Source organism: Micromonospora sp. BQ11, assembly GCF_052068135.1.
In the GTDB taxonomy this organism is placed as follows: domain Bacteria; phylum Actinomycetota; class Actinomycetes; order Mycobacteriales; family Micromonosporaceae; genus Micromonospora.
Map to the genome: position 1 here is coordinate 1 of NZ_JBQHDB010000019.1, position 23,315 is coordinate 23,315.

Consider the following 23,315-nt stretch of genomic DNA (forward strand, 5'->3'; position numbering starts at 1 on the left):
TCGCGCAGTACCGACTCGCCGGGGTCGAATTCGCCGGTGACCGGGTGCAGGCAGTAGCCACCCTCGGTGATGGTGAGTGTGACGATCCGGGTGGCCGGGGACGCCATCCGCTCGACGACCGCCTCGGGGTCGTCGGGCGCGAAGAGGTAGTCGACCAGCGAACCGACGACACTGGGCTCCAGCCGGCCGTCGGGGTGCTTGACCACGACGGTGAACAGATGGTCCTGAGCGTCGAGGACCTCCTTCATGTGACGGTCGTGCGGCAGCACGCCGACACCGCAGATGCCCCACTCGGGAACCGTCCCGGCGGACATCAGCCGGTCGAGGTAGACGGCCTGGTGGGCGCGGTGGAAGCTGCCGACGCCGAGGTGCACGATGCCGACGGTGACCGCCCTGCGGTCGTAGCGGGGAACGGGCACGGTCGCGGGCAGATGGAGCAGTGCCTCGGTGCTGAGCATCCGCACGCGCCGGTCCTCCCGGTTGCCTCCGGTCACGACGACACGCCGTCCGCCGCCCCTGTCCGGACCATCTTGCTACGTGGTTTCCAACGTGGTGAGCGGTTATGCGCACGTGCGCGCCGAGACCCGCGAGCGGGTGCAACGCGCGATCGACGAGCTGAAGTACCGGCCCAACGTCAGCGCACGCTCGCTGCGCCGCGGACGGACCGGCCTCATCGCGCTCGCGGTCCCGGAGATCGCCGCCCCCTACTTCGCCGAGCTGGCCAACCTCGTACAGGTGCAGGCCGCCGAACACGGCGTGACCCTGCTCATCGACCAGACCGGCGCCGACCGCTCGCGCGAGCTCCTCGTCCTCGACGGCTACCGGACCCACGTCATCGACGGGTTGATCCTGAGCCCCATGGCGATCACCGCGGAGGACCTGGCGGCGCAGCGGCTGGACATCCCGACCGTCCTGCTCGGCGATCGCCCGCACGGCGGTGGATCGACTGCTGGCCAGGTCGCCGGCGAAACCGTCACTCCCGAGGAGATCGTCTGCGGCTACGAGCTCGTCGTTCGCGTGAGCACGACCTCGTCGTCCGGCCGTCGCCGTACCTGACGCTCAGCGCCGTTCGGCCCATTGGTCGGGTCGTAGGTAGCGGCCGGCGAGGTTCGGTCGGCTTCGACCGCGGTGAGCAGACGGTCGACGCGAGGGAAACGGCGGAGCAGGTGCGGGGCTTTCGCAGCGGTGAAGGCCATAGCAGCGACCGGTAGAGGGCGGACGGCCATGACGACCGCAGCGATGACCCAGGGCGGTATGCCGGCCAGGGCACAAGCGAGCACGGCGGTGCGTGGCGGCCAGGGCAGCAGGGCCAGGGCGGCCAGGGCCCACAGGCCGTACCGGCGGATCTGCCCGGTGACGCCCGCGAGGGCGTCGGGGCCGCCACCGAGGGTGTCGAGCAGCCAGGGGTCGGTGGCCTGCACGGTGGCTGCCACCGCCAGCGCGCCGAGGCCGGCGGCGGTGACGAAGGTGATGGTCAGCGCCCCCCAGCGGCGGGGATGCAGAACGGCCAGGGTGGTGAGCAGGATCTGGTTGGGTAGTACGGGCGCGGCGTAGTCGCTGAGCGGGAAGACGCCTACCGCGGGCAGGAACCACCGTTGGTGCGCGGCCCGGTCGAGCCTACGGAGGACCCGCACGGTGCGGCTGGGGTGCTCGGGTGCGGTCACCGGGTCAGCCACGACGCAAGGTCCGGTATGCCAGGGCCGGTGCCAGCCGCAGCAACGCCGGCAGGAGCCGGGCCTTGCCGATGTACACCTCAGGAGATCCGCGGTGGATGCCAGCGATGATGGCCGTGGCGGCGGCGGCCGCGCTGATCTTGCCGTGGCCGCGTCCGCGGGTCATGTCGGTGTCGACCAGGGGCAGGATCACGTCGGTGACCCGGATGTGGGGGGCGGTGTCCTGGCACTGGTAGCGCAGGGCCCGCGTGAAGGTCCGTACCGCGGCTTTGGTGGCGCAGTACACCGGCGCGGACGCCTTCGGCGCCAGCGCGAGGCCGCTGGTGACGTTGACGATCGCGGCGGACGGCTGCCGTCTCAGCTGCGGCAGTAGACCGGTGCACAGTGCCACGACCGCGTCGAGGTTGACGGCGATCTCAGCTCGCAGGACCGGCCGCATGGCGGCGTCGTCGGCGAACAAGTCGGTGATCGTCTGCACACCAGCGTTGTTGATCACCATGGCCAGGGTGGGGTGCCGCTCAGGCAGTTGGCGCACGAGCACGTCGACGGCGTCCGGGTCCGCGAGGTCGACCGCCCAGGGGGTGACGCGATCGCCGTAGGTGCCGGTCAGGAACGTCAGCTGCTGATGGTCGCGACCGACGGCCACGACGTGCGCGCCGAGACCGAGCAACTGCTCGGTGAGTTCACGGCCGATGCCGCGGGTGGCGCCGGTGATGAGGACCGTGCTGTCGGCCAGATTCATGCCAGGGTCGCCTCTGCTGGTCGAAGGGTGCCGGTTGGCGGCGACGGCGGCGCGAACGCCGACCGGTAAGCCGCCGGAGTCATCGCGGTACGGCGTCTGAAGTCGCGGGTGAAGTGCGGCTGGTCGGCGTAACCGCAGGCAAAACCGATGACGCCCAACGGGTGGGCGGTGGTGAGGAGCAGGTCAGCCGCCCGGTCCGCGCGCACGGCACCGAGCAGCGCGGCGAAACCACCGGCGGGCCGGAGCTGCCGCTGCAGGCTGCGCACCGACATCGCTGTTTCGGCGGCCAGATCGCCAACCGTCCACCGCCGGACCAGGTCGGCGGCCAACACAGCCCGGGATCGACCGCCGAGACCTTCGCCGGTGACGGCAACGACAGTGCCTGCCGGCGGCACCTGCGACGACCACGTGAATCGCCATTGGGAAGTAGCGTGAGACGGTGGCGGCGCGGTGAAGACCCCATCGGCGAACACGACCAGCTCCGGGTCGAGGACAACCGTGAGTCCCCGTGCGCCGGTGTCGTCCACCAGCGCCGCCAGGACCCCGAGGACCAGCGCGTCCTCCGCCGGGTGCGGCGGTGAACCCGGTGGGCCCACATGCTCGGCGACCACGCACGTCGGGGCGGCGTGACGCACGACAACCCGGTGACGGGAGTGGCTGAACCGCTCCAACCGGCTCCACCGACGAAACAGATCGAGCGGGGTGTCGGCGGCCCGCAACGCGGTGATCACCGGGTGCGGCGGCAGCCTCGGCAGCGCCAAGCCGACCCGCAGCAGAGGCAGCAGACCATGGGCGTCGGCGACCTCGGCCAGCAACCGACGCTTGACCTCCAACGACACCAGCGCCCCGGACGGCGGCGACACGGCAGGCGCGAGACCCTCCTCGGCCAGGACCCCTCGCACCGCCGAGACCAGCACCGCACTGGCGAAGTCCTCCACCACCGCTCCCCTCGCCGTCGCGTCGCCCCCACGCTAGGCCGACCAGGGGCCAGCCGTATTGAACGAGTACGCCAAACCGAACCAGGCGTAACGGAAGAATTCACACGTTCGCGGACACCGCCGGGCGTGGCGTGCTGGCAGGATGGCCACGTGGATCTCGACTCCGGCGCCGGCCTGCTGCACCGGCTCACCTCGTACCGACCGGACCGCGAGTGGACCGTGCCCGCCGACGACCCGCGCGTGCGTCAGGACCTCGTTCCCAACGACCCGGCGACGCTGCCGTCGCCGACGAAGGCGTACACCCGGGGTCTGCCCGTCGTCGCCCTGCCGCGCGACCTGCCCGACCCCGGCGTGTCGGCGACGGCCGTGCTCGCCGGCGTCGCGGCCCCGGCCCGGCCGCTCGACGCCGCGCAGCTCGGCCGCGTGCTCTTCCTCGGGGCCGGCGTCGTCCGCACCGCCGAGCGCGACGGACGCCCGATCCTCTACCGCGCCTCCGGCTCTGCGGGGGCCCGCTTCCCTCTCGAGGTGTACGCGAGCACGCGTGGCGTCGCCGGTGTGCCGGACGGCGTGCACTGGTACGACGGGCAGCGACACGCCCTCGTCCAGGTCGCGCCCGCCGCTGTCGGGACGGCCACCACACTCGTCGTCACGGGCGTGCCGTGGCGGACCGGCTGGCGGTACGCCGAACGCGGCTGGCGGCACATCTACTGGGACGCCGGCACCCTGCTGTCCCAGCTGTCCGTCGCGGCGGCCAGCGCCGGCCTCGGGCCACGCCTGCGGTCGCTCTTCCCCGACGCTCAGGTGCGTGAGCTCGTCGGCGCCGACGGCGTCCACGAGTTCCCCCTGGCCCTGCTGAGCCTGGGCGACGGCGAGCCGACGGTCGGCCCCGGGGGGCCGGCCGCGGCCGGTGACCTGCCGCCGGTCGAGCTGCCACTGTGCACCGCCGCGCAACGGGCCGGCGAACGGACCGTCCTGGGTGACCCCTGGCCGGCGGGCGACCCGCTGCCGGAGGTCCCGCCGTCGGACTCCCTGGACGAGGTGGTGCGTCGGCGCGGTTCCCAACGCCGCATGGACCGCTCCGGGACGCTGCCCCGCCGCACCCTGGAATGGTCGATGAGCGCCGCCCTGCGCGGGGTGGCAGTCCCGCACTGGGTGGCGGTGCACGGCGTCGACGGTGTCTCCCCGGGCCTTTACCGGTGGCCGGACCTGTCGACCCCGCTGCGGGCGGGTGACCTCCGTGACGAGCTGCTGCGGGTATGCCTCGACCAGTCGCTCGCCGCCGACGCCGCGTACGTCGTCGTCGCCGCCACCCGGGCGTCCGACCTGGACGACCGCTCCTACCGGGACGCGCAGCTCGCCGCCGGGCTCGTCGAGGGCCGGCTGCACCTGGCCGCGTACGCCCTGGGTGCCGGCGCCTCCGGCATGACCTTCAACGACTCGGAGGTGCCGGGTCTGCTCGGTGAGCCGGACGACCTGGCCGCGCTGCTCTTCACGTGTGTGGGTGTGCCCGAGTACACGTCCCGGCCCGGCGGCCGACCGGGCGCACCGGTGGCGGTCCGCCCGGTCGTGCCCCGCATGGGCAACGCGTGACGGGTCAGCTGTAGCGGACGACGGAGGTCTCCGTCACCGAGGTGCCGTTCCGGGTCGCGTCGACACGCCCGGCTCCGACATGGATACGGTGGCACCGCGTGTTCAGCCACCTTCGCCGCAGTCTTCGACCTCGCGGGACGCGCCGGTGACGGTGCGCAACGGTTCGCCTGATGCGTCGCCCCAGGCGGAGATCTCACTGAGCGTTTCGCAGGTCAGTCGCCATTTCCCGCCTCGCTGTCGCGGTTGCACCTGACGCGGCCGGCGATCACGATCGGGGGCCTGGCGGCGCGGCGGTGACCACGCTGTAGTCGGCGCCGATGGTCGCCGGCAGCCAGGACCGGCATGCCGGGTCCCCTAGGCCTTGAGCCGGTTTCGCCATGACCTTGCTGGTCACGGCATGTGGGGGTAGCCCGACCACGATCGTGCAGGCCATCCTCGTCCTCCACCACACCGAGAACCCGAGCTACCCAGGATGAAATGGCTACAGCCCAACACCCACAGCCGGCTTGACCCTCACGCTGCGGGAGGCTGGAGGGTGGGGTGCATGAGTGACTACTACAACGCGTTTGAGATGAGTCCCGTGCCCGCCCCCGGCCCGGATGCGGTTCCGCCGGAGCCGTTTCGTGGCATCTATGGAATGCCCGCGTTCGTGACGATCCCCACGATCGATTTGGCGGCGTCGGTGGACTTCTGGATTCGTGGGCTCGGATTCTTCGAACTGTTCCGCATCCCCGGCAGGGTTGTGCATCTGCGCCGCTGGGCGTTCCAGGACGTACTCCTCATCCCGGCTGCGAGCGTCCCGGAGCAGACACCCGCGGTCAGCTTCAGTTTCGCGTGCGTGCTTGGCCAGCTCGATTCCCTTGTCGAGGCCTGTGGTGCGTTGCGCCCGAACTCGGTCGTTGGTCCACGGGACACTCCCTGGAACACCCGTGACGTGGCGGTGATCACCCCCGAGAACGCACGGATCGTTTTCACCGCGGCGAAACCCTGGGATCCGTCCAGTCAGGAGGCAGAGAACCTTGAAGCCGTCGGGATCAGCCCATCGGGCATCGGTCGCGACGACAATGACGAGCATGCCTGATGTCGCAGACGCCGATGGCCTGACCGTCGGTCAGGTCTCGGCGCGTCTGGGCGTGACAGTCCGCGCGCTGCACCACTGGGATGAGATCGGTCTGGCGCGACCGTCGCTGCGCACGGCTGCCGGGTACCGGCTCTACACCGCTGGTGATCTGGAACGCCTACACCGCATCGTGGTCTACCGTGAAATCGGTTTCGACCTGGACAGGATCCGGGCCGTCTTGGACGACTCGATTGTGGACGTGCCCGGCGCGTTGCGCGCGCAGCGCACCCAGGTTGCTGAACGGATCGACCGCCTCCAGCAGCTCAGCGCCGGACTGGATCGAATGATCGACGCCCACGAGCGCGGCCTGCTGCTGACCATCGCGCAGCAGGCCGCGATCTTCGGCCCCGGGTGGGACCCGGACCGACACGCCCAAGCTCATCAGCGCTACGGGGACACGACGCAATGGCGGCAGTACGCCGAACGTTCAGCCTCTCGCGGCCCGGAGGAATGGCAGGCCATCTCCCACGCCATTGCCGGCCTCGACCGCGCCCTCCGGGATGCGATGGACGCCGGCGTCACACCTGGCAGCCCAGCAGCGAATCAACTCGTCGAGCGGCACCGCGAAGTCTTTTCCTCGTACTTTCCCCTCACCAGGCAGATGCAGGTCTGTCTCGGTCGCAGGTTTGAGGCCGATCCGGCATTTGCTGCCCACTACGACGGCATCCGCGCCGGCCTTGCCACGTGGTTCCGTCGCATCATCGACGCCAGCCCTCGCGCCCACAGCATCGACCCTGACACCGCGACCTGGCAGTAGAGCGCGGTCCGGAAGGCACCCGCAGGTCGCGAGCCGGGGCTCGCTGATCATCATCCGTGACCGTCACAGCCAGGCCGCTGACGTCACCAACGGCGTCAGCGGCCGTGCCTCATTGCCGCCGTTCGTGCGCTCGGCCTGTTCACCGGCCGTCACTGTTGGGTGGGTTGCGTTGGATCTTCGCCGTAGAGGGCTGCGAAGACGCGGTGCCGGAGGATCTCGTACTGCTGGCGGCATCGCCGAGGTGGGCCCGGCGGGCGTTGCTGGACTTGACCGCCGACAACGACTTCCGGTGGCTGGAACTGGTCAGCGGTCAGGTCGACCTCGCGGCCATCGGCCAATCGATTCCAGTAGTGGTAGCCGACCTTGACGTCTCCGGCGAGGACCTTGCCGAGGATCAGCTCTCCGCCGAGCAGGTCCTGAATGATCAAGGCAGTCACCCCGCATTGGCCACGGGCTGGGTTGCCGGCGTGCCAGTCCTGCACATCGTGCGGGTCGCAGGTATCCGCTCCCCAACCGCCGCGCAGTACCGGCCGCAGCATCTCCAGGTCAATCGCGAGAGGGACTGATCGTTGATCGCGCTTTTCAGACGTCACGCAGGAAGGGTCAGCCCTCAACCGGGTCGAGAGTCAAGAAATACCCCCTTGGCGGCGGGCATGAGAAGGCTTCCGTCACTACAGCTGTGGGCGGCGGTATGCGTTCTTCGAGATCATGGTTGAAGTTCGAGGGTGAGCCGGCGCGTGTAGTGGGCTCGTCGGGCTCGGGCTTGATGCTGGCACCGCCAGCCTGACCAGTGCAAACGGAGGGCGAGGTTGCTGATCGGGCGGATGAGGCAGGCGTTGATCAGGCGGCGGACCTCGTTGACCGTGAGCTTGACCAGTCCGGTGTCGGCCGGGTCCTGGTCGGCGGCATCGCGGTATTCACTGGGAACCGCGGCGCAGATCGGCCACCTCAGCTGACGGCGTGAAGCCGGCCGAGGCGTAGGTAGCTACGGCGCCGACGTTGGCACTGAGGGGAAGACGTGCTGGCAGTTGGCGGAGGCAGGCCGGGTATGCCCGGCCGGACGCGATTCAACGCCTGTTGTACGGGCGGTGTGGGACGCCGACGCCGTCCGCGACGGCCTGCGGCAGCTGATCGCCGACCGGTTCGGTGCTCCGGACGCGGTCCTCGCCGTCGATGAGACCGGCGACCTGAAGAAGGGCAGCCACACATTGGCTACCTACCAGGCACGCCGAGGCCCACGTAGACCGCTACCAAATCCTGAACGTGGCAGTGACGCACCATGATGGAACAGTGGCGGAGAGAAAGAAGATTCTCAGTCTGGTACTGGCGTCGGTGGGCTCTGTCGGTCTGGTCGGGCTGACCTTGTTCCTCACCGTGGGCAGGCTGGACGCCGCGGACAAGTGGGCAAGTGTCGTCTCTGCGATCGTGGGGGTACTGAGCCTGTGCGCGAGCGCGGTGGTACTTCAGCAACGGAAACGCGGTTCCCCTGTCGCTGCCGACGCCTCCCATCAGGTGAGCGATCCGGCCGCTGTGCAGTCCACCAACGTCGCGGTGCCGGCGGTCCTGCGAACGCTCCCCCGCGCGGTCAGCGACTTCACCGGACGGCGGCAGGAGGTGGACGCGCTGGTCAAGGCGGTGCGCGACGGGGCCGGTAGCGGTCTGTCGGTCCACGTCGTCGATGGGATGCCCGGGGTCGGCAAGACCGCGCTCGTCGTGCAGGTGGCGCACATGGTCGCCGACCGCTACCGGGACGGGCAGCTGTTCGTCCGGCTTCACGCACACAGCCCCGAGCGGAGCCGGGCAGATCCCTGCGAGGTGCTCGGTCGGCTCCTCGTGGCGCTGGGCGTTTCGACCGAGCATGTTCCCGCGACCCTGGACGACCGCGCCACCATGTGGCGCAACTACCTGGCCCGTCGCCGGGTACTGATAGTGCTGGACGACGCCGCGACGCACGGGCAGGTCGAGCCCTTCCTGCCGAACTCTGCGGGCTGCCTCGTCCTGGTGACGAGCCGTCATCGGCTGACAGCCCTGTCCGCCACGGGAGTCCTCTCGCTAAGCCCCCTGAGCATGGAGGAGTCCAGGGCGCTCTTCGCCCGTGTGTCGCAGCGTGCCGTCGGACCCGAGCAAGCGGAGTCAGTGGAGCAGTGGGTGGCGTTCTGCGGGTACCTGCCGCTGGCCATCTGCATGGTCGCGAGTCAGTTCCGTCATCACCCGTCCTGGCAACTCGGCGACCGGTTGCACGTCATGCGCGCTGCCCGCGACCGGTCGGCCGTCCTGCGGACGGAGGACATCACGGTCAGCGCGGTTTTCGAACTCTCGTACCGTGACCTTCCGCTTTCCAGGCAGCGCTTGTTCCGGCGGATCAGCCTGCACCCGGGTACAGATTTCGACGCCGGCGCGGTAGCCGCTCTGTGCGACGTTCCTGTCGAGGAAGCAGCCGAGGATCTGGAGATGCTCAGCAACGAGCACCTGCTGCAGGAGCCCTCTGCGGGCCGCTACCGCTTTCACGACCTGCTCCGTGCCTACGCGCAGGCCCGCGCCGCCGAGGACCCCGCCGCAGAGAACCGGAGGGCGGTACGCCGCCTGCTGCACTTCTACCGCGATGCCGTCGTGCGGGCCAACGACCGCATCGCCGCCGCCCACGGCCCGGAGAAGGACGGAGGCGATGGCGGAACAGCATCCTCAGGACCCGGAGAATCCGTCGCGTGGCTGACGGCCGAGCACGCCAACCTGCTCAGCTGTTTCCGGTACGCCCAGGACGAGCGGCTCGATGATCTGGTCATCGACTTGGCCGCAGCCCTGTCCCGGCACCTCGAGTCCGCCGGACCGTGGGAACGGGCGGCCGACGTCCACCGAGCGGCGGTCGCCGCGGCGGAACGGACCGGCGATCATCCGGCCCAGGCCCAAGCCTGGAGCGAGCTAGGCATCATTCTGCGCCTCCGCGGCGAACTCGAAGAGGCCAGCGCAGTACAGCAGCGGGCGTACGAGCAGTTCACGGCCCTCGGCGATCGACAAGGACAGGGTTACGCGCTCAATGAGCTGGGAGTGCTACGCCGTTCGGCCCATGAGTGGACGCAGGCCCAGGCGTTCCTGCAGCGCGCGTACGAGGCGTTCGACCAGGTCGAGGATCGGCGCGGCGCCGCCTATGCCCTCCACGAACTGGGTGTGGTGATGCGTCTCGAAGGTCGCCTCGCCTACGCCGAGTCCTGCTTCTCCCGGGCGCTTTCCATGTTCGAGTCCCAGGGTGATCGTCGGGGCAGCGGATACGCCCAGCACGAGCGGGGAATCCTCCACCGGCTGAACGGTGAGTACCCGCAGGCGAAGGAGGCCTTCACCGCGGCTGTCGGCATCTTCGCCGACCTGGGTAACCGCTCGGGTGAAGCGTGGGCCCGGCACGAGTGGGGCGTCACCTGCCGCCACTCGGGGGACAACATCGATGCACGGAGCAGCCTCGAACGCGCCGCCGCGATGTTCGACGAGCTGGGCGATCGATGTGGCCGGGCCTGGGCGTTGCACGAGCTGGGAATCGTTTCTCGTTGCCTGGACGACTACATGGCTGCGATCCGTGCGCACACCGACGCGCTGGGCCTGTTCACGACGCTCGGAAACGCCGACGGATGCGCCTACGCTTCTCAGGAGTTGGGCATCGCGTTTCGGTGCACGGGCGACATCGATCGCGCCGGCCTCTGTTTCCGCCGCGCCGCCAAGGCGTTCGCCGAATCGGGCGACCGGTCCGGCCACGCCTGGGCGTTGCACGAATCGGGGATCACGTGCCGTTCCGAAGGTGACTACGCGGCCGCGGTCTCGGCGCATACAGCTGCCCTTGCTGTCTTCATCGAGCTCGACGACAAGCGGGGCGAAGGATGGTCGCTGCACGAGCTGTCCATCTCGCAACGACTGCTGGCTGACTACGCCGCCGCACGGAAGAACCGGGACCGCGCCTTGAGTATCTTCGCCATGCTCGGCGAGCAACGAGGATCGGGCTGGGCGTGGCATGAGCGTGGCCTGGAGCACGGACTGCTGGGTGATCGACGGGCCGCCGAGGACGCTCAACGCGAGGCGCTCCGCATCTTCGTCGAGATCGGGGACCGCTGCGGAGAGGCACGGGTAGCCCTGGCCCGGGCCCAGATCATGACCAGGTGGATCGAACGCCGACGGGCGAAGCGGCTGTACCGGCTGGCCCTGTCCATCGCCAAGGACATCGGCGACGAGGCCCTGACCGGCGAGGTGCGACAGGCGATCCGATCGCCCCGATAGCGAATCGCCCGACGGCTGCGCTCAGGTGACGCCATCCATGGGCCCGGCCCTCGACAAGGGTGCCAGGGATTCGCCTCAGCGTCGGAGATTTAGGGGTCGGTCCTGCGCCCCTGCCCATGGCTCTGCTGCTGTTCGCCAGGAGCAGCAGCCCGATGCCAGTGAGGCCGCCGCCAAGCCGCGACCGGCCCGCAGCGTCCGCTCCCCCGAAGCCCGTCCACTACGCCACCTGCGACGTGGTACGCAGGACCGGAGCCCCCTGTATCTGGATGCACTGCTGGCAGGCCCAGCACCGACCTGGCCACCCCCACATTGAGTTCCATCTTATGATCTTCGTTCCGCTAGCTACGTGCTCGGCGCCTCCACCGGGAAGGTGACATGACACCGGACGTCGGGGCGAGCTCACCGGCGCGGGTAATCAGCGGGAGTTGCGAAAGCGGCGCCCTGGGGGGCACCGCTCGCGGCGTTCAGCGGATCGGATCGAGGCTGACGGCCTGACCGACGGCGCGGCGGACGCGGCGCTTGGCGCCGAGCCGGTGGCCGAGCATGATCAGGCCGAAGCCGACCAGGTAGAGGACGAGGTTGACAGCTGCGTAGCCGGCCACGTTCGAGTAGTCGGAGCTCGGGAACGGTCCGCCGAACGCGGCCGTGCTCCCCTCGGTCCAGTCGATGACGAGGCTGAGGGTCTGAAATGTGAACAGCGGGCCGAACGCCGCGACATAGGCGACGACCGCCGTCGTGCGGCTGGCGAGGAAGTAGCCGAGCGGAAACGAGACGAGCAGGACAAAGATGAGGTTCATCGAGGCTCCTCGGTCGGGTACTGACGACGGCGTCCACCGTCGCGCACACGGCGTGGGCTGACATCCAGGCGAGCACGGGTTCCCTTGTACGTGCTGGCACGGATGCGCCGCGGCGGGGGTCTGTTCGATCATTGACCGGTGAGGGTCCGTTCGCGCGTGGCCGCGTTGATTCTGGCGCTCGGCTTGGTGGCCGGCGCCGCGCTGGTGGTCGCCGCCGCCATCGACGGCGTGATCGGTGCGGCTGGCGCCGCGATCACCGTGGTGAGCGCGCTGCCCGCCGTCGTGCTCGGGCTGCTGGTGCTCGCCCGGCGGCCGGACAGCCCGGCCGGTCCGGTGCTGCTGGCGCTGGTCGCCGCGCCGGTGCTCACGAACGGTGTCGAGAACTGGGCCCGGACCGCAGACTCGCCCGATCCGTGGTGGGGTGCTGAGGCGGTAGCCGCCGCCGGCATCGGCATCTGGGTTTTCAATCTGGCCGGGTTCGTACTGCTTTGCATGACGTTCCCGAACGGACTGCTGCCTGGCCGTTGGTGGCGGGCGATGCCATGGCTGTGGCTGCTGGCCGCGCTGTGCGTCATGGTCGCGGTGGCCGGCCAGCCGGACGACCCCGCCGCCGAACAGGCCGGCCCGCCTCCCGTAGCGATCTTCCTCGCCCTGGGGCTGTTCCTCGCCGCGCTGCTCGGTGCGCTCAGTTCGCTGGTGATCCGTTACCGGCACGGCGACGAATTGGTCCGGCAGCAGCTGCACTGGCTACTGCTCGGTGCCGCGTCCGTACCGGTGCTCCTCGCAGCCGGCTGGGTGGCCGAGGTGTTCGGCGCTACGACGGAGGTGGCCTACACCGGCTTCATCCTGGCGATGGTCGTGCTGGTGCCGGCGGCGGTGGCGACCGCGATCCTCCAGCACGATCTGCTCGACATCGACCGGCTGCTCGGCGACACCATGGCCTGGCTGCTTACCACGCTGGTGTCCGCGTGCCTGTTTGCGCTGGTCGTGGTGGGGGTGGCGGAGCTGAGCCGAGATGCGGCCGGTTCGTCGACCGGGATCGGTGTGGCCGCCTTCGTGACCGCACTGGCACTGCTGCCCGTGTACCGACGGACGCACACGGCCACGGCCCACATCTTCGACCGGGAGCGGACCGTCACCGTCGAGACCGTCCGGCGGTTCGTCCAGCGCGTCCGGGATGGCCAGTCGGAGCCGGAGGACGTGGAGGCGGTGCTGCGCCGGGCCCTCGGCGACGAGGAGTTGCGGGTGCTGCTCACCGCGCCAGGATCGGGCGAGCTGGTCGACCTGCGCGGCCTGCCCGCCCCACCTCCGGCAGCGGGGACGGTGGTGCCACTGAGCGCGCGCGAGGCGGACGTCGCCGTCATGGTCCTCGGGCGTACGTCCCGGCGCCGGCTGCGCCTGGCCCGGGAGCTCGCTGTCGAGGCCCGGCTGCCGATCGAGGTGAGCCGGCTGGGACTCCAGTTACGCACGGCGCTGGCGGACGCGCGCGACAGCCGCGCCCGCATCGTCGAAGCCGCAACCGAGGAGCGCCGCCGGCTCGAACGCGACCTCCATGACGGCGCCCAGCAGCGCATCCTCGCCGTCGGCATGCGGTTACGGTCGGCGCAGCGCCGAATGCACTCCCAGGATCCGGTCTACCAGGACCTGGACGCCGCAGTCGCCGCGCTTGAGGCGACCGTGGCGGAGCTGCGCCGGCTGGCACACGGAATCCGGCCCAGCGGCTTGGACGACGGGCTGGAGACCGCCATCCGGTCGCTGGTCGCCGGTGGCCCGGTGCCCGTCGAGGTGTCGGTGGCCGACGTACAGGTCAACGAAGCCGTGGCCACAACGGCTTACTACGTCATCGCCGAAAGCGTCGCGAACGCGCTCAAGCATGCCCAGGCGCGCACTGTCCGCGTCACGGTCGCCCCGGACGGCGAGCGCCTCGCCATCGAGGTCGCCGATGATGGCCGCGGCGGCGCCCGACCCGGCTTCGGGTTGAGCGCGCTGCATGACCGGGTGGCCGCGCTCGGCGGGAGCGTCGACGTGGTCAGCCCCGACGGCGGCGGCACCTCGATCCGCGTGGTGTTGTGATGCACGTGGTCCTGGCCGAGGACTCGGTGCTGTTCCGGGAGGGCCTGCACCGGCTGCTCACCGAGGACGGCCACGAGGTGACCGCGGCGGTCGGTGACGCCGACAGCCTGGTGGCGGCCGTCCGCACGCAGCTACCCGACCTGGTCATCGCCGACGTCCGGATGCCGCCGCGGATGACCGACGACGGTGCCCGGGTCGCCCGCGAGTTGCGGGCTGAGTTCGCATCGCTGCCGGTCCTGCTGCTGTCCCAGCACATCGAGACGCACCAGGTCGTCGACCTCGTGACCGCCGGGTCTTTCGGCTACCTGCTGAAAGACCGGGTGCTGCGTTTCACCGACTTCCTCGACGCCGTACGCCGGGTGGCGGGCGGCGGGTCCGCGCTCGACCCCGCGATCGTCGGGGCGCTGATGGCCCCGGTCCGGCGCAACGACCCGCTGCTCGATCTGAGCGCGCGGGAACGCGAGGTGCTCGCACTGGTCGCCGAGGGCCTGTCGAACACGGCCGTCTCCGTCCGTCTCCACATGTCCGAACGCACCGTGGAGACGCACATGCGATCAATCTTCCAGAAGCTGCGGCTGGTGGACTCGCAGGACACACACCGCCGCGTACTCGCCGTTCTCGCATACCTGACCCGCTGAGCAAGCATCGCGTGTCTACTGCATCAAGTCGGGTGCTTTGACGGTCCTGAGTGGCGTCATTTTCGTACGCGCAGCGTCTGGAGGCCGCCGTCGACAGCCAGGACGGTGCCGGTGGTGGCCGAGGCGAGCGGACTGGCCAGGTAGGTGATGGCCGCGGCGACCTCGGCGGGGGTGACGAGCCTGCCGATGGGCTGGCGCGCGTTGAGGGCGGCGCGTTCGGCGGTGGGGTCGTTCGCCTTGGCGAGCAGACGTCCGATCCATGGAGTGTCCGCGGTTCCCGGGTTCACGCAGTTGACCCGGATGCCGTCGGCGAGGTGATCGGTGGCCATCGCCAGGGTCAGCGACTGAACGGCGCCCTTGGTCGCCGAGTACAGCGCGCGGTGCGGCAGTCCCGAGGTCGCCGCGATGGAGCCGGTGTTGACGATGGCCGCATGCTGTGAGGCGCGCAGGTAGGGCAGCGCCGCACGGGTGATGCGAACCATGCCGTAGACGTTGACGTCGAAGACGCGAGCCCATTCCGCGTCGTCGTTGTCCTCGATGGTGCCCTGGGCGCCGATGCCGGCGTTGTTGATCACGATGTCGATGCCGTCCATGGCGCGAGCCGCCGCGTTGACGGCATCACGCGCGGAGGCGTCGTCGGTGACGTCGCAGCCGATGCCGAGCAGCGGTTCGTCGACGTTGGTGTTCAGGTCGAGGCAGGCCACCACGCAACCGCGTTCGGCAAGCAGCTTGGCGGTGGCCAGGCCGATGCCGGAAGCGCCGCCGGTGACGATGGCTCGTAATCCGTCGAATTCCGTCATGAGATCGCCTTTCAGTATGTTGCCCGGCCGCCGATGTCGTGGACGGCGCCGACGGCAGGGGCGATGGCGTTGACGAGCACGCCGCTGGGCGCGAGTTCGATCGGCCCGATGCGGTGGTCGGCTGCGACGTGAACGGCGGCGGTGTCGTTGACGTCGGCCCCGAGGCGTACGGCGGCCGACTCGCCCAGACCGCTACGGCCGCCGGTGATGACAGCGGTGCGAGACATGTGGCCGCCTTCAGTGGGATTCGCGCGACACCCGGTCGCCGCTGGAACCGAGCAGGAAGTCGAGGTCGGCGCCGGTGTTGGCCTGTCCGACAGTGTCCACGTAGAGCCGTTCCCAGCCACGTGACGGCCGGGCGAAGGCGTTCACGGCTTCTGGCGCCGGTTCCCGGGCGTCGAGTTCCGCTTCCGGGAGGTCGACGTCGAGGCGGCGGTTCGCGACATCGAGGATGATCATGTCGCCGGTGCGGACCTTGGCGAGCGGTCCGCCTGCGGCGGCCTCCGGCGCCACGTGCAGGACCACTGTTCCGTACGCGGTGCCGCTCATCCGCCCGTCGCAGATGCGGACCATGTCGCGTACGCCCCCGGCGAGCAGTTTCGCCGGCAGCGGCATGTTGGAGACCTCGGGCATGCCGGGGTATCCCTTCGGGCCGCAACCGCGCAGCACCAGCACCGAGTCCGGGGTGACGTCGAGGTTCGGGTCGTCGAGGCGGGTGTGCAGGTCTTCGATCGAGTCGAAGACCACGGCCGGGCCGCGATGGTGCAGCAGCTCGGGTGAGGCGGCGGCCGGTTTGATGACGGCACCGTCCGGGGCCAGGTTGCCGTAGAGCACGGCGATCCCCGCTTCCGGCTGCAACGGGCGCTCTCGCGCCCGGATGACCTCGCGGTCGTAGACGACGGCGGTGTCGAGGTATTCGGTCAGGGGCCGGCCGGTGACGGTGAGCGCGGCGGGGTCGAGCAGGTCGCGGACCTCGGCGAGCACGGCGTGCAGGCCGCCGGCACGGAAGAGGTCGTCCATCAGGAAGCGGCCGGCCGGTTGCAGGTCGACCAGTAGAGGCACGTGGGAGCCGACCCGGTCGAAGTCGTCCTGGTTGAGGTCGACGCCGAGCCGGCCGGCGATGGCGAGCAGGTGCACGACGGCGTTGGTGGAGCCGCCGAGTGCGGCCAGGGCGACGACGGCGTTGAGGAAGGATCCGCGGGTCATCACGGCGCTCGGGCGCAGGTCGCGTTCGATGAGGTCGACGGCGAGCACTCCGGTGGCGTGGGCGGCCTCCAGCAGGCGGCTGTCGAGGGCGGGGGTGCCGGCCACGCCGGGCAGGGTCATGCCGAGGACCTCGGCGAGCAGGCCCATCGTGGAGGCCGTACCCATGGTGTTGCAGTGGCCCTTGCTCCTGATCATCGAGGATTCGGATCGGGTGAATTCGGCGGCCGACAGCGTGCCCGCGCGAACCTCTTCACTCAGTTGCCAGACGCCGGTGCCGCAGCCCAGCGGCACGCCGCGGAAGGTGCCGGTGAGCATCGGACCGCCCGGAACCACGACGGCGGGCAGGTCGACCGAGGCGGCGCCCATCAGCAGCGCGGGGATGGTCTTGTCGCAGCCGCCGAGCAGGACCACGCCGTCGATCGGGTTGGCGCGGAGCATCTCCTCGATCGCCATCGCGGCCATGTTGCGCCACAGCATCGCCGTCGGCCGCACCTGCGTCTCTCCCAGCGAGACAACGGGCAGGTTCAGCGGGATGCCGCCGGCATGATAGATGCCGTCGGAGACACTGCGGGCCACCTCGTTGAGGTGGGCGTTGCACGGTGTGAGGTCGGAGGCGGTGTTCGCGATCGCGATGTGCGGGCGGCCGTCGAACGCGTCGGCGGGCAGGCCGCGGCGCATCCACGCCCGATGGATGTAGCTGTTGCGGTCGTCGCCGGCATACCACTGCGCGCTACGGCGTGACATGGGAACTCCTCCCCGGGATTCCATTTAACGGAATTTTGATCAGCTTCATGGAATCGTGGTCGAATAGTAGGGCATGAGGCGGCGCGATGAAACCCCTCTTTCATTTTGGTGGAATGCCGGTCTACTATCCGGAATCATGAAGGAGCAGGAGTTGGATGCCGACAAGCTCGTCGGTTCCGATCGTGTTCTCGCGGTCCTCGCCGAACTGGCGAAACACCCTCAGGGCGTCGGGTTGGAGGACATGGCCCGGGCCGTGTCCAGCGCGAAACCGACGGTTCACCGCGCCCTCGCCTCGTTACGGCGGGCCGGGTTCGCCGCCCAGGACGGGTATGGACGCTACGTACTCGGTGACGAGTTCCTGCGGCTCGCCTTCGCCCACCACGAGGCCCGTCCGGATCATGTCCGCGTCCAGCCCGTCCTCGAGCGCCTCTGCGAGCGATACGGCGAAACCGTCCACTACGCCGCTTTGGACGGCCGTGACGTGGTCTACCGATCCAAACTCGATCCGGTCTCCGGAGCCGTGCGTCTGACCTCCGTGGTCGGCGGGCGGAACCCGGCGCATTGCACCGCCGTCGGCAAGCTGCTGCTGTCCTTCATCCTGAGCACGGAACAGCAGGTCCGCGACTGGGTCGGTGAGCACGAGCTGACCAGACGAACTGAGCATTCCGTGGGCACCGCAGAGCAGTTGCACGCGGCACTGACCCGCACCCGGCAGGACGGCTACGGCGTCGACGACCAGGAGAACGAGCCCGGCGTCAACTGCCTCGCCGTCCCCATCTTCCTGACCTCACCGACCGTGCCCAGCGGCGCGATCAGCATCAGCGGCCTCGCCTACCGCACACCGCTGAAGAAGCTCGTCGACGATCTGCCGGCCATCCAGGCCATCGTCGCCAACCCCGCGGAGAGTTCGTGACGAGATCGTTCATTGCCCGACCGGCCGGCGCCGGCGCCTACACCCTCGGGGAGGGCCCGGTCTGGGATCCCGACAGGCAGCGGCTGCTCTGGGTCGACATCGAGGGCCACGCGGTGCATCAGGGCGAGCTGCACACCGACACCGCGACGATCATCCGCACCGGTTCCTGGCGTTTCGATGCCGAGGCGGCCGCCGTCGCCGTCGCCGCCTCCGGGGAGTTGCTGGTCGCCGAACGCGAGACCCTGACCTGGATCGGGCTCGACGGTACGCGGACGGAGCTGGCCCGGGTCCTCGCGCCCGGCAGCCCTAACCGGCTCAACGACGGCGCCGTCGACCCCGCTGGACGCTTCCTGGTCGGCACGCTGGACCCTGCGCACCGCTCGGGTACCGAGGTCCTCGTCCGCCTTGACAGCGACCAGTTGACCACGATCGACTCGGACCTCATCCTGTCCAACGGTCTGGCCTGGAATCCGGCCGGTGACCGCCTCTACAGCATCGACACCATCCGCGGCGTGGTCCGGATCCGGGACTACGACCCGACCACCGGAGTCACCAGCCGGCGCCGTGAGGCGTTCGCGATCACCGACGGCTACGCCGACGGCATGTGCACCGACGCGGACGGCAACCTGTGGATCGCCATCTGGGGTCGCGGCCGCGTCGAGTGCCGTACCCCTGACGGACGGCTACTGGCCACCGTCACCGTGGACGCACCGCACACGTCCAGCGTCACCTTCGCTGGTCCTGACCTCGACGTGCTGGTCATCACGACCGCCACCGCGGAGTTGTCCCGCGATGACATCGCCAGACATCCCGATTCCGGGCAGCTGTTCACCGCCCGTGTCGACACGGTGGGGCTGCCCACCGCGTACTGGAATCCGAATCCCGCCCTCTGAACCGGAGGCACCTGTGTTTCTCATGCGTATCGGTGCTGCAGGCGCCGAGAAGCCGGCCGTTCGCGTCGACGACACCCACTACGTCGACGTGTCGGACCTGGTCGATGACTTCAACGAGACGTTCTTCGCCGCCGGCGGCGCCAGCACCCTCGCCGACGCGGTCACCGAGCGGATCGCCGCCGGTCAGGTCCGCGCGTTCGGTGACCAGCGCATCGGCGCCCCGATCGCCCGTCCGCACCAGATCCTGTGCATCGGCCTGAACTTCAGCGACCACGCCGCCGAGACCGGTCAGGCCGTGCCGGCCGAGCCGATCCTGTTCACGAAGAGCCCGAACACCCTGATCGGCCCGAACGACGACGTCCGGATCCCGCGCGGCTCCAGCAAAACCGACTGGGAGGTCGAGCTCGGCGTCGTCATCGGCAAGCGCACCTCCTACCTCGACTCCGCCGAGCAGGCCCGCGACCACATCGCCGGCTACGTGCTGGTCAATGACGTGAGCGAGCGCGCCTTCCAGATGGAGCGCGGCGGGCAGTGGGCCAAGGGCAAGAGCGCCGAGACGTTCAACCCGGCCGGGCCGTGGCTGGCCACCCCCGACGAGATCCCCGACGTGCGCGACCTCGGCATGTGGCTCGATGTCAACGGCGTGCGCCGGCAGACCGGCAACACCAAGACGATGATCTTCGACCCGTACTTCATCGTCCACTACCTGAGCCAGTTCCTCGTCCTGGAGCCCGGCGACCTGATCAACACCGGCACACCGCCCGGCGTCGGCATGGGCCTCGACCCGCAGGTGTGGCTACAGCCCGGCGACGTCATCGACCTCGGCATCGACCGGCTCGGCGCCGCCCGCCAGCACGTCATCGGGGCCCGCTGATGCGGGCCCTGGTGTTCACCGGACCCGGCAAGGCCGAGGTCCAGGAAGTCCCCGACCCTGAGGCCGGGCCGGGACAGGTCGTCATCGACGTGGAACGCGCCGGCGTCTGCGGCACCGACGTCGAGCTGTTCACCGGCGAGATGAGCTATCTGCACACCGGCCGGTCCACGTACCCGCTGCGGCCCGGCCACGAATGGGCGGGCACCGTCACCGCGACCGGTTCCGGCGTCGACGAGTCCTGGCTCGGTAAGCGGGTCACCGGCGACACCATGATCGGCTGCGGGCACTGCGTCCGTTGTCGCGCCGGCCGCCACCACGTCTGTGCCGACCTGCGGGAGCTCGGCATCTCCGACGGCATCCCTGGGGCCCTTGCCGAACGGCTCGCCTACCCGGCCGCCTACCTCAAGGCGCTACCCGCCGGCATGGACGCCACTCTCGGCGCCCTGGTCGAGCCGGGCGGCAACGCCCTGCGTAGCCTGCACGCCGCGGCGATCGCACCCGGCGAGCGACTGCTCGTGCTGGGCACCGCGACCATCGGCCTGCTCGTGGCGATGTTCGCCCGTGCCGACGGCGCGGAAGTTCATGTGATGGGCCGAAATGAGAGCAGTCTGCAGCTGGCGCGCTCGCTCGGCTTCGGCGACGCGTGGACCCGCGAGACGTTGCCGGACCTGGCATGGGACGCGGTGGTGGACGCCTCCAACGCCCCCGCGCTTCCGGCTCTCGCCGTAGACCTGGTCGAACCCGGTCGCCGAGTGGTCTACGTCGGCCTGTCCGGTTCTCCCAGCACTGTCGACACCCGCAGGATCGCCCTCAAGGACGTCACCGCTGTCGGCATCCTCGGCGCCTCCGCCGGCCTGGCCGGCACCATCACCGCGTACGCCGGCGGCTCCGTCGACCCGCGCGACCTGGTCGCCGCCACCGTCGGCCTCGAGGAGATCATCGAGGTCCTCGCCGGGCAGCGTCCCGCCGGCGCTGGCGCCGGTCCGAAGATCCTCGTCGACCCACGGAAGTAGTCTCCATGACCACCGTCTCGATGCTGGCCGCCCTCGAAGAGGCCGTCCCCGGAACGCTGCGCCTGCGCCAGCGACCGGCTCAGCAGTACCACTCGAAGGTTGGCCGCTAAATCCTGCCGTCGGCGTGGGCTGTTCGGCCGCGCTCGACCTCAATGGCGATCCCCTTGGCATATCTACAGCGCCGATTGAACGGTAAACCGAACACCCGGCCACCCACCGCCATCCCCGACCCGACGGGTCACCGCCGGCGTCACCGATGCCGCCGAGAGCGAGGGCCTGCTGGACTGCAACCCGGCCCGGCACATCGAAGTCAGCGGCTACCAGCAACCCCACGCCAAGGTGTGGACGGACGCCCGCGTCGAACAATGGGAGCACAACGGTGTCCGGCCGGCGGTGGCGGTGTGGACCGCCGAGCAGCTCGCGGAGTTCCGGGGCGCCGTCACCGACGACTCGCTGTTCGCGTTCTGGTGGCTGACCGCACTACGCGGCCTGCGCTGCGGCGAGATGTCCGGACTACGGTGGGGTGATCGCGACCATGAATCCATAGTCGTCGTCAGGGAAGAACTACAACTGGCGCCCAAATAGCCGCCGCCGACGCTAGACGCTCTGAGATGCGCGTACGAGGTTCGACGTGATGTTGACCTGAGCTGCGCTTCGAGGCGCCGTCTCGCTCGGGTGACAGTAACTCTACGTCGACAGAGCGGGCCCCGGATTCGATCCGGGGCCCGCTCTCGCAAGCCCTACAAGCACTTCTCACCAGCCCGCACAGGACCTTCGGGCATGGCAGCAGCGCTGCCTTCTCTTTCTGCCCGTGAGGACAGGGACATGCGCATCGTTGTGGTTCAAGTTAACGGACGGCTCGTAACTGGGTGAAGGCGTGCCCGGCACCGGGGCGGTGGTCAGCCGGCAAGGATGATGTTGTGGAGGTTGGCGATGCCGGAAGCGGCGTCGGCTAATGTGTGGGCGGCGCGGCGGTAGTCGCGCAGGATTTCGTCGGGTACCGGTAGTGCTTGCTCCGGGTGGCCAAGCGGTGGTCGCGGGTGGGAACCAGGGTGCGGTCGACAATTGCGATTTGCTGGGCGGGCCGCTTTCGTACTGGTGCCAGGGCCAGTAGCCGTGCGAGGGTGTCGATGACCCGGTGCGCCGCGGAGTGCGACACCCCGAACAGCGGACCGATCTGGCGCATCGTCAGGGTTCGTACGCCAGTAGGTGGCCACCAGCAGCACCGTGTCGGCAAGGTCCAGGGCCCACTGCCGTTCCGGCCGGCCGTCGGCAATGCCATCGCTGCTGCGCTCGGCGACCAGCCAGACCAGCGTGCGGAACCGGGCGGGCCGCAGCCCGGTGAGCGGGAAGATCCACTCCGGACGGGCTGTCGTGATCACCTGCACACTGGCATCCTGCCGCACCGTTCTCAACAGATGGGCACAACGGTTACGAGACGTCCCTTGCACGGCAGTCTTGCCCGCCCCCGAGGTCACCTCATTCTTCGGTTTAGTACCAGCCGGTGCAGACGAGAGGCTGGGCGCTTCCCGCGTTTCCGCAGGCACGCATCTTGTATCCACGGTCGTTGTACGCCTGCGTGAATTTCTGGGTGTAACCAGAGCTGATGCTGGTGACGCCCAGTTGAGTCCACGAGGCCCCACCGTTGCTCGACCAGTCAACCCAGATCTGGTCGCGAGGCTGGCCGTTCGAGATACGTCCCCAGGCGCAGCGTGCCCCACTGTGATAGCGAAGCTCGACCTTCCTGCCCGAGAGGTAGACGGCCGGCACGGGCGTGCTGATCAGACTCGGGTCCCACACGGACGGGTTGCTGCCCGACGGACAGTCCCACGCGGCTGCCTGGGCCGGCTGGGCCGTGCCGACGACGACCGTTCCCGCCAACAGAGTTGACGCCGCTACGCCCGTGATTCGCTTCAGTACCCGCTTCGACAACAATGATCCCCCTCAATTCATGGCGCGTCGGCGTCCTCGGATGGTGCTCGCGACGCGTCCCACATGCCGAAGAACGTAGAGGAGGCCCCTACACGTTTGCCTACACACTCCCGTGTAGCCCCGTGTCCCGGGGCGCGGAGGACTGCGTCACGCACGGTTTTCACCGCCCACCACGCTGGGCTTTTCCTCGTTGTGGCCCGCTGGAAGCCGGTGCGGCGCCGTACCGGCGGTTCGGCAACCGAGTGCGGTGTCGCGTGTGGCGGCCGGCGCCTTCTGCTGGAGGGCGGTATGCGGGCGACTGGATCAGGATCCGGCACCCCGTGGGGCTGCGGCGCGGTGTAGCGGTCGAGCAGTC

At 69.6% G+C, this 23,315-nt stretch carries 20 protein-coding genes and 3 pseudogenes; 13 read left to right on the forward strand and 10 right to left on the reverse strand.

Features of this window, described 5'->3' with window-relative positions:
* Nucleotides 1-494, reverse strand: a pseudogene (locus ACTMSW_RS28905) (hypothetical protein); the annotation flags it as partial.
* 43 nt (nt 495-537) lie between these two features.
* Between ACTMSW_RS28905 and ACTMSW_RS28910 the strand changes: the two are divergent.
* Nucleotides 538-1,056, forward strand: a complete 519-nt coding sequence (locus tag ACTMSW_RS28910; protein ID WP_441183899.1) for a LacI family DNA-binding transcriptional regulator — start codon at nt 538-540, stop codon at nt 1,054-1,056.
* Here ACTMSW_RS28910 and ACTMSW_RS28915 read toward each other — a convergent pair.
* Genes ACTMSW_RS28915 through ACTMSW_RS28925 form a run of 3 tightly spaced genes read right to left on the reverse strand, consistent with a single transcriptional unit; the run spans nt 999 to nt 3,230 of the window.
* Complete coding sequence (locus tag ACTMSW_RS28915; protein ID WP_441183900.1) at nt 999-1,664, reverse strand: hypothetical protein; 666 nt, start codon at nt 1,662-1,664, stop codon at nt 999-1,001. The two genes, ACTMSW_RS28910 and ACTMSW_RS28915, sit on opposite strands and share 58 nt — an antisense overlap.
* Nucleotides 1,665-1,668: 4 nt before the next feature.
* A complete protein-coding gene (locus ACTMSW_RS28920; RefSeq protein WP_441183902.1) occupies nt 1,669-2,415 on the reverse strand; it encodes an SDR family oxidoreductase in 747 nt (248 codons plus the stop codon).
* The gene (locus ACTMSW_RS28925; protein WP_441183903.1) at nt 2,412-3,230 is read right to left on the reverse strand and encodes a helix-turn-helix transcriptional regulator; all 819 of its coding nucleotides are present in this window, start codon (nt 3,228-3,230) and stop codon (nt 2,412-2,414) included. Before ACTMSW_RS28925 ends, ACTMSW_RS28920 begins: the two co-directional genes overlap by 4 nt.
* A 273-nt stretch (nt 3,231-3,503) precedes the next feature.
* On the opposite strand from ACTMSW_RS28925, the gene ACTMSW_RS28930 reads away from it, so the two are divergent.
* The 3 genes from ACTMSW_RS28930 (at nt 3,504) to ACTMSW_RS28940 (ending at nt 6,820) form a co-directional block, all read left to right on the forward strand.
* Nucleotides 3,504-4,943: a SagB/ThcOx family dehydrogenase gene (locus tag ACTMSW_RS28930; RefSeq protein WP_441183904.1), complete on the forward strand. Its 1,440-nt coding sequence runs from the start codon at nt 3,504-3,506 to the stop codon at nt 4,941-4,943.
* Between the two features lie 544 nt (nt 4,944-5,487).
* Nucleotides 5,488-6,024, forward strand: coding sequence for a hypothetical protein (locus ACTMSW_RS28935; protein WP_441183905.1), 537 nt, complete (start codon nt 5,488-5,490; stop codon nt 6,022-6,024).
* The gene (locus ACTMSW_RS28940) at nt 6,017-6,820 is read left to right on the forward strand and encodes a MerR family transcriptional regulator (RefSeq protein WP_441183906.1); all 804 of its coding nucleotides are present in this window, start codon (nt 6,017-6,019) and stop codon (nt 6,818-6,820) included. The genes ACTMSW_RS28935 and ACTMSW_RS28940 overlap by 8 nt, the downstream gene beginning before the upstream one ends.
* A gap of 149 nt (nt 6,821-6,969) precedes the next feature.
* On the opposite strand, the gene ACTMSW_RS28945 is transcribed toward ACTMSW_RS28940, so the two are convergent.
* The gene (locus ACTMSW_RS28945; RefSeq protein ID WP_441183907.1) at nt 6,970-7,413 is read right to left on the reverse strand and encodes a YunG family protein; all 444 of its coding nucleotides are present in this window, start codon (nt 7,411-7,413) and stop codon (nt 6,970-6,972) included.
* 414 nt (nt 7,414-7,827) lie between these two features.
* Between ACTMSW_RS28945 and ACTMSW_RS28950 the strand changes: the two are divergent.
* Together ACTMSW_RS28950 and ACTMSW_RS28955 are read left to right on the forward strand one after the other, a co-directional pair.
* Nucleotides 7,828-8,088: pseudogene (locus ACTMSW_RS28950) on the forward strand (transposase); the annotation flags it as partial.
* A 22-nt stretch (nt 8,089-8,110) separates the two neighbouring features.
* Nucleotides 8,111-11,077 carry an ATP-binding protein gene (locus ACTMSW_RS28955; protein WP_441183909.1) on the forward strand — a complete coding sequence of 989 codons (2,967 nt, stop codon included), beginning with the start codon at nt 8,111-8,113 and terminating at the stop codon, nt 11,075-11,077.
* 464 nt (nt 11,078-11,541) lie between these two features.
* Here the strand turns inward: ACTMSW_RS28955 and ACTMSW_RS28960 are convergent, their stop codons facing one another.
* The gene (locus ACTMSW_RS28960) at nt 11,542-11,874 is read right to left on the reverse strand and encodes a hypothetical protein (RefSeq protein ID WP_441183910.1); all 333 of its coding nucleotides are present in this window, start codon (nt 11,872-11,874) and stop codon (nt 11,542-11,544) included.
* Nucleotides 11,875-12,012: 138 nt separating this feature from the next.
* Here ACTMSW_RS28960 and ACTMSW_RS28965 point away from each other — a divergent pair, with 138 nt between their 5' ends.
* On the forward strand, nt 12,013-13,947 hold the full coding sequence (locus tag ACTMSW_RS28965) for a sensor histidine kinase (protein ID WP_441183911.1): 1,935 nt from the start codon (nt 12,013-12,015) through the stop codon (nt 13,945-13,947).
* Nucleotides 13,947-14,585 (forward strand): response regulator transcription factor, encoded by a 639-nt coding sequence (locus ACTMSW_RS28970; protein ID WP_441183912.1) that lies wholly within the window; start codon nt 13,947-13,949, stop codon nt 14,583-14,585. The genes ACTMSW_RS28965 and ACTMSW_RS28970 overlap by 1 nt, the downstream gene beginning before the upstream one ends.
* A gap of 56 nt (nt 14,586-14,641) precedes the next feature.
* Here ACTMSW_RS28970 and ACTMSW_RS28975 read toward each other — a convergent pair whose 3' ends face one another.
* Genes ACTMSW_RS28975 through ACTMSW_RS28985 form a run of 3 tightly spaced genes read right to left on the reverse strand, consistent with a single transcriptional unit; the run spans nt 14,642 to nt 17,335 of the window.
* Entirely contained in the window at nt 14,642-15,385 is a 744-nt protein-coding gene (locus tag ACTMSW_RS28975; RefSeq protein WP_441183913.1) for an SDR family NAD(P)-dependent oxidoreductase, read from the reverse strand.
* A gap of 11 nt (nt 15,386-15,396) precedes the next feature.
* On the reverse strand, nt 15,397-15,612 hold the full coding sequence (locus ACTMSW_RS28980; RefSeq protein WP_441183914.1) for a hypothetical protein: 216 nt from the start codon (nt 15,610-15,612) through the stop codon (nt 15,397-15,399).
* Between the two features lie 10 nt (nt 15,613-15,622).
* Nucleotides 15,623-17,335 (reverse strand): IlvD/Edd family dehydratase, encoded by a 1,713-nt coding sequence (locus ACTMSW_RS28985; protein ID WP_441183915.1) that lies wholly within the window; start codon nt 17,333-17,335, stop codon nt 15,623-15,625.
* A gap of 136 nt (nt 17,336-17,471) precedes the next feature.
* Between ACTMSW_RS28985 and ACTMSW_RS28990 the strand changes: the two genes are divergently transcribed.
* From ACTMSW_RS28990 to ACTMSW_RS29010, 5 genes are all read left to right on the forward strand, one after another.
* Nucleotides 17,472-18,248, forward strand: coding sequence for an IclR family transcriptional regulator (locus ACTMSW_RS28990; RefSeq protein WP_441183916.1), 777 nt, complete (start codon nt 17,472-17,474; stop codon nt 18,246-18,248).
* On the forward strand, nt 18,245-19,141 hold the full coding sequence (locus ACTMSW_RS28995; RefSeq protein WP_441183917.1) for an SMP-30/gluconolactonase/LRE family protein: 897 nt from the start codon (nt 18,245-18,247) through the stop codon (nt 19,139-19,141). The genes ACTMSW_RS28990 and ACTMSW_RS28995 overlap by 4 nt, the downstream gene beginning before the upstream one ends.
* A 22-nt stretch (nt 19,142-19,163) precedes the next feature.
* Nucleotides 19,164-20,015, forward strand: a complete 852-nt coding sequence (locus ACTMSW_RS29000) for a fumarylacetoacetate hydrolase family protein (protein WP_441183918.1) — start codon at nt 19,164-19,166, stop codon at nt 20,013-20,015.
* The gene (locus ACTMSW_RS29005; RefSeq protein WP_441183919.1) at nt 20,015-21,028 is read left to right on the forward strand and encodes a zinc-dependent alcohol dehydrogenase; all 1,014 of its coding nucleotides are present in this window, start codon (nt 20,015-20,017) and stop codon (nt 21,026-21,028) included. The genes ACTMSW_RS29000 and ACTMSW_RS29005 overlap by 1 nt, the downstream gene beginning before the upstream one ends.
* A 339-nt stretch (nt 21,029-21,367) precedes the next feature.
* Nucleotides 21,368-21,613, forward strand: coding sequence for a hypothetical protein (locus tag ACTMSW_RS29010; RefSeq protein ID WP_441183920.1), 246 nt, complete (start codon nt 21,368-21,370; stop codon nt 21,611-21,613).
* A 406-nt stretch (nt 21,614-22,019) separates the two neighbouring features.
* On the opposite strand, the pseudogene ACTMSW_RS29015 reads toward ACTMSW_RS29010, so the two are convergent.
* Nucleotides 22,020-22,416 (reverse strand): annotated as a pseudogene (locus ACTMSW_RS29015) (helix-turn-helix domain-containing protein); the annotation flags it as partial.
* Between the last annotated feature and the right edge of the window lie 899 nt (nt 22,417-23,315).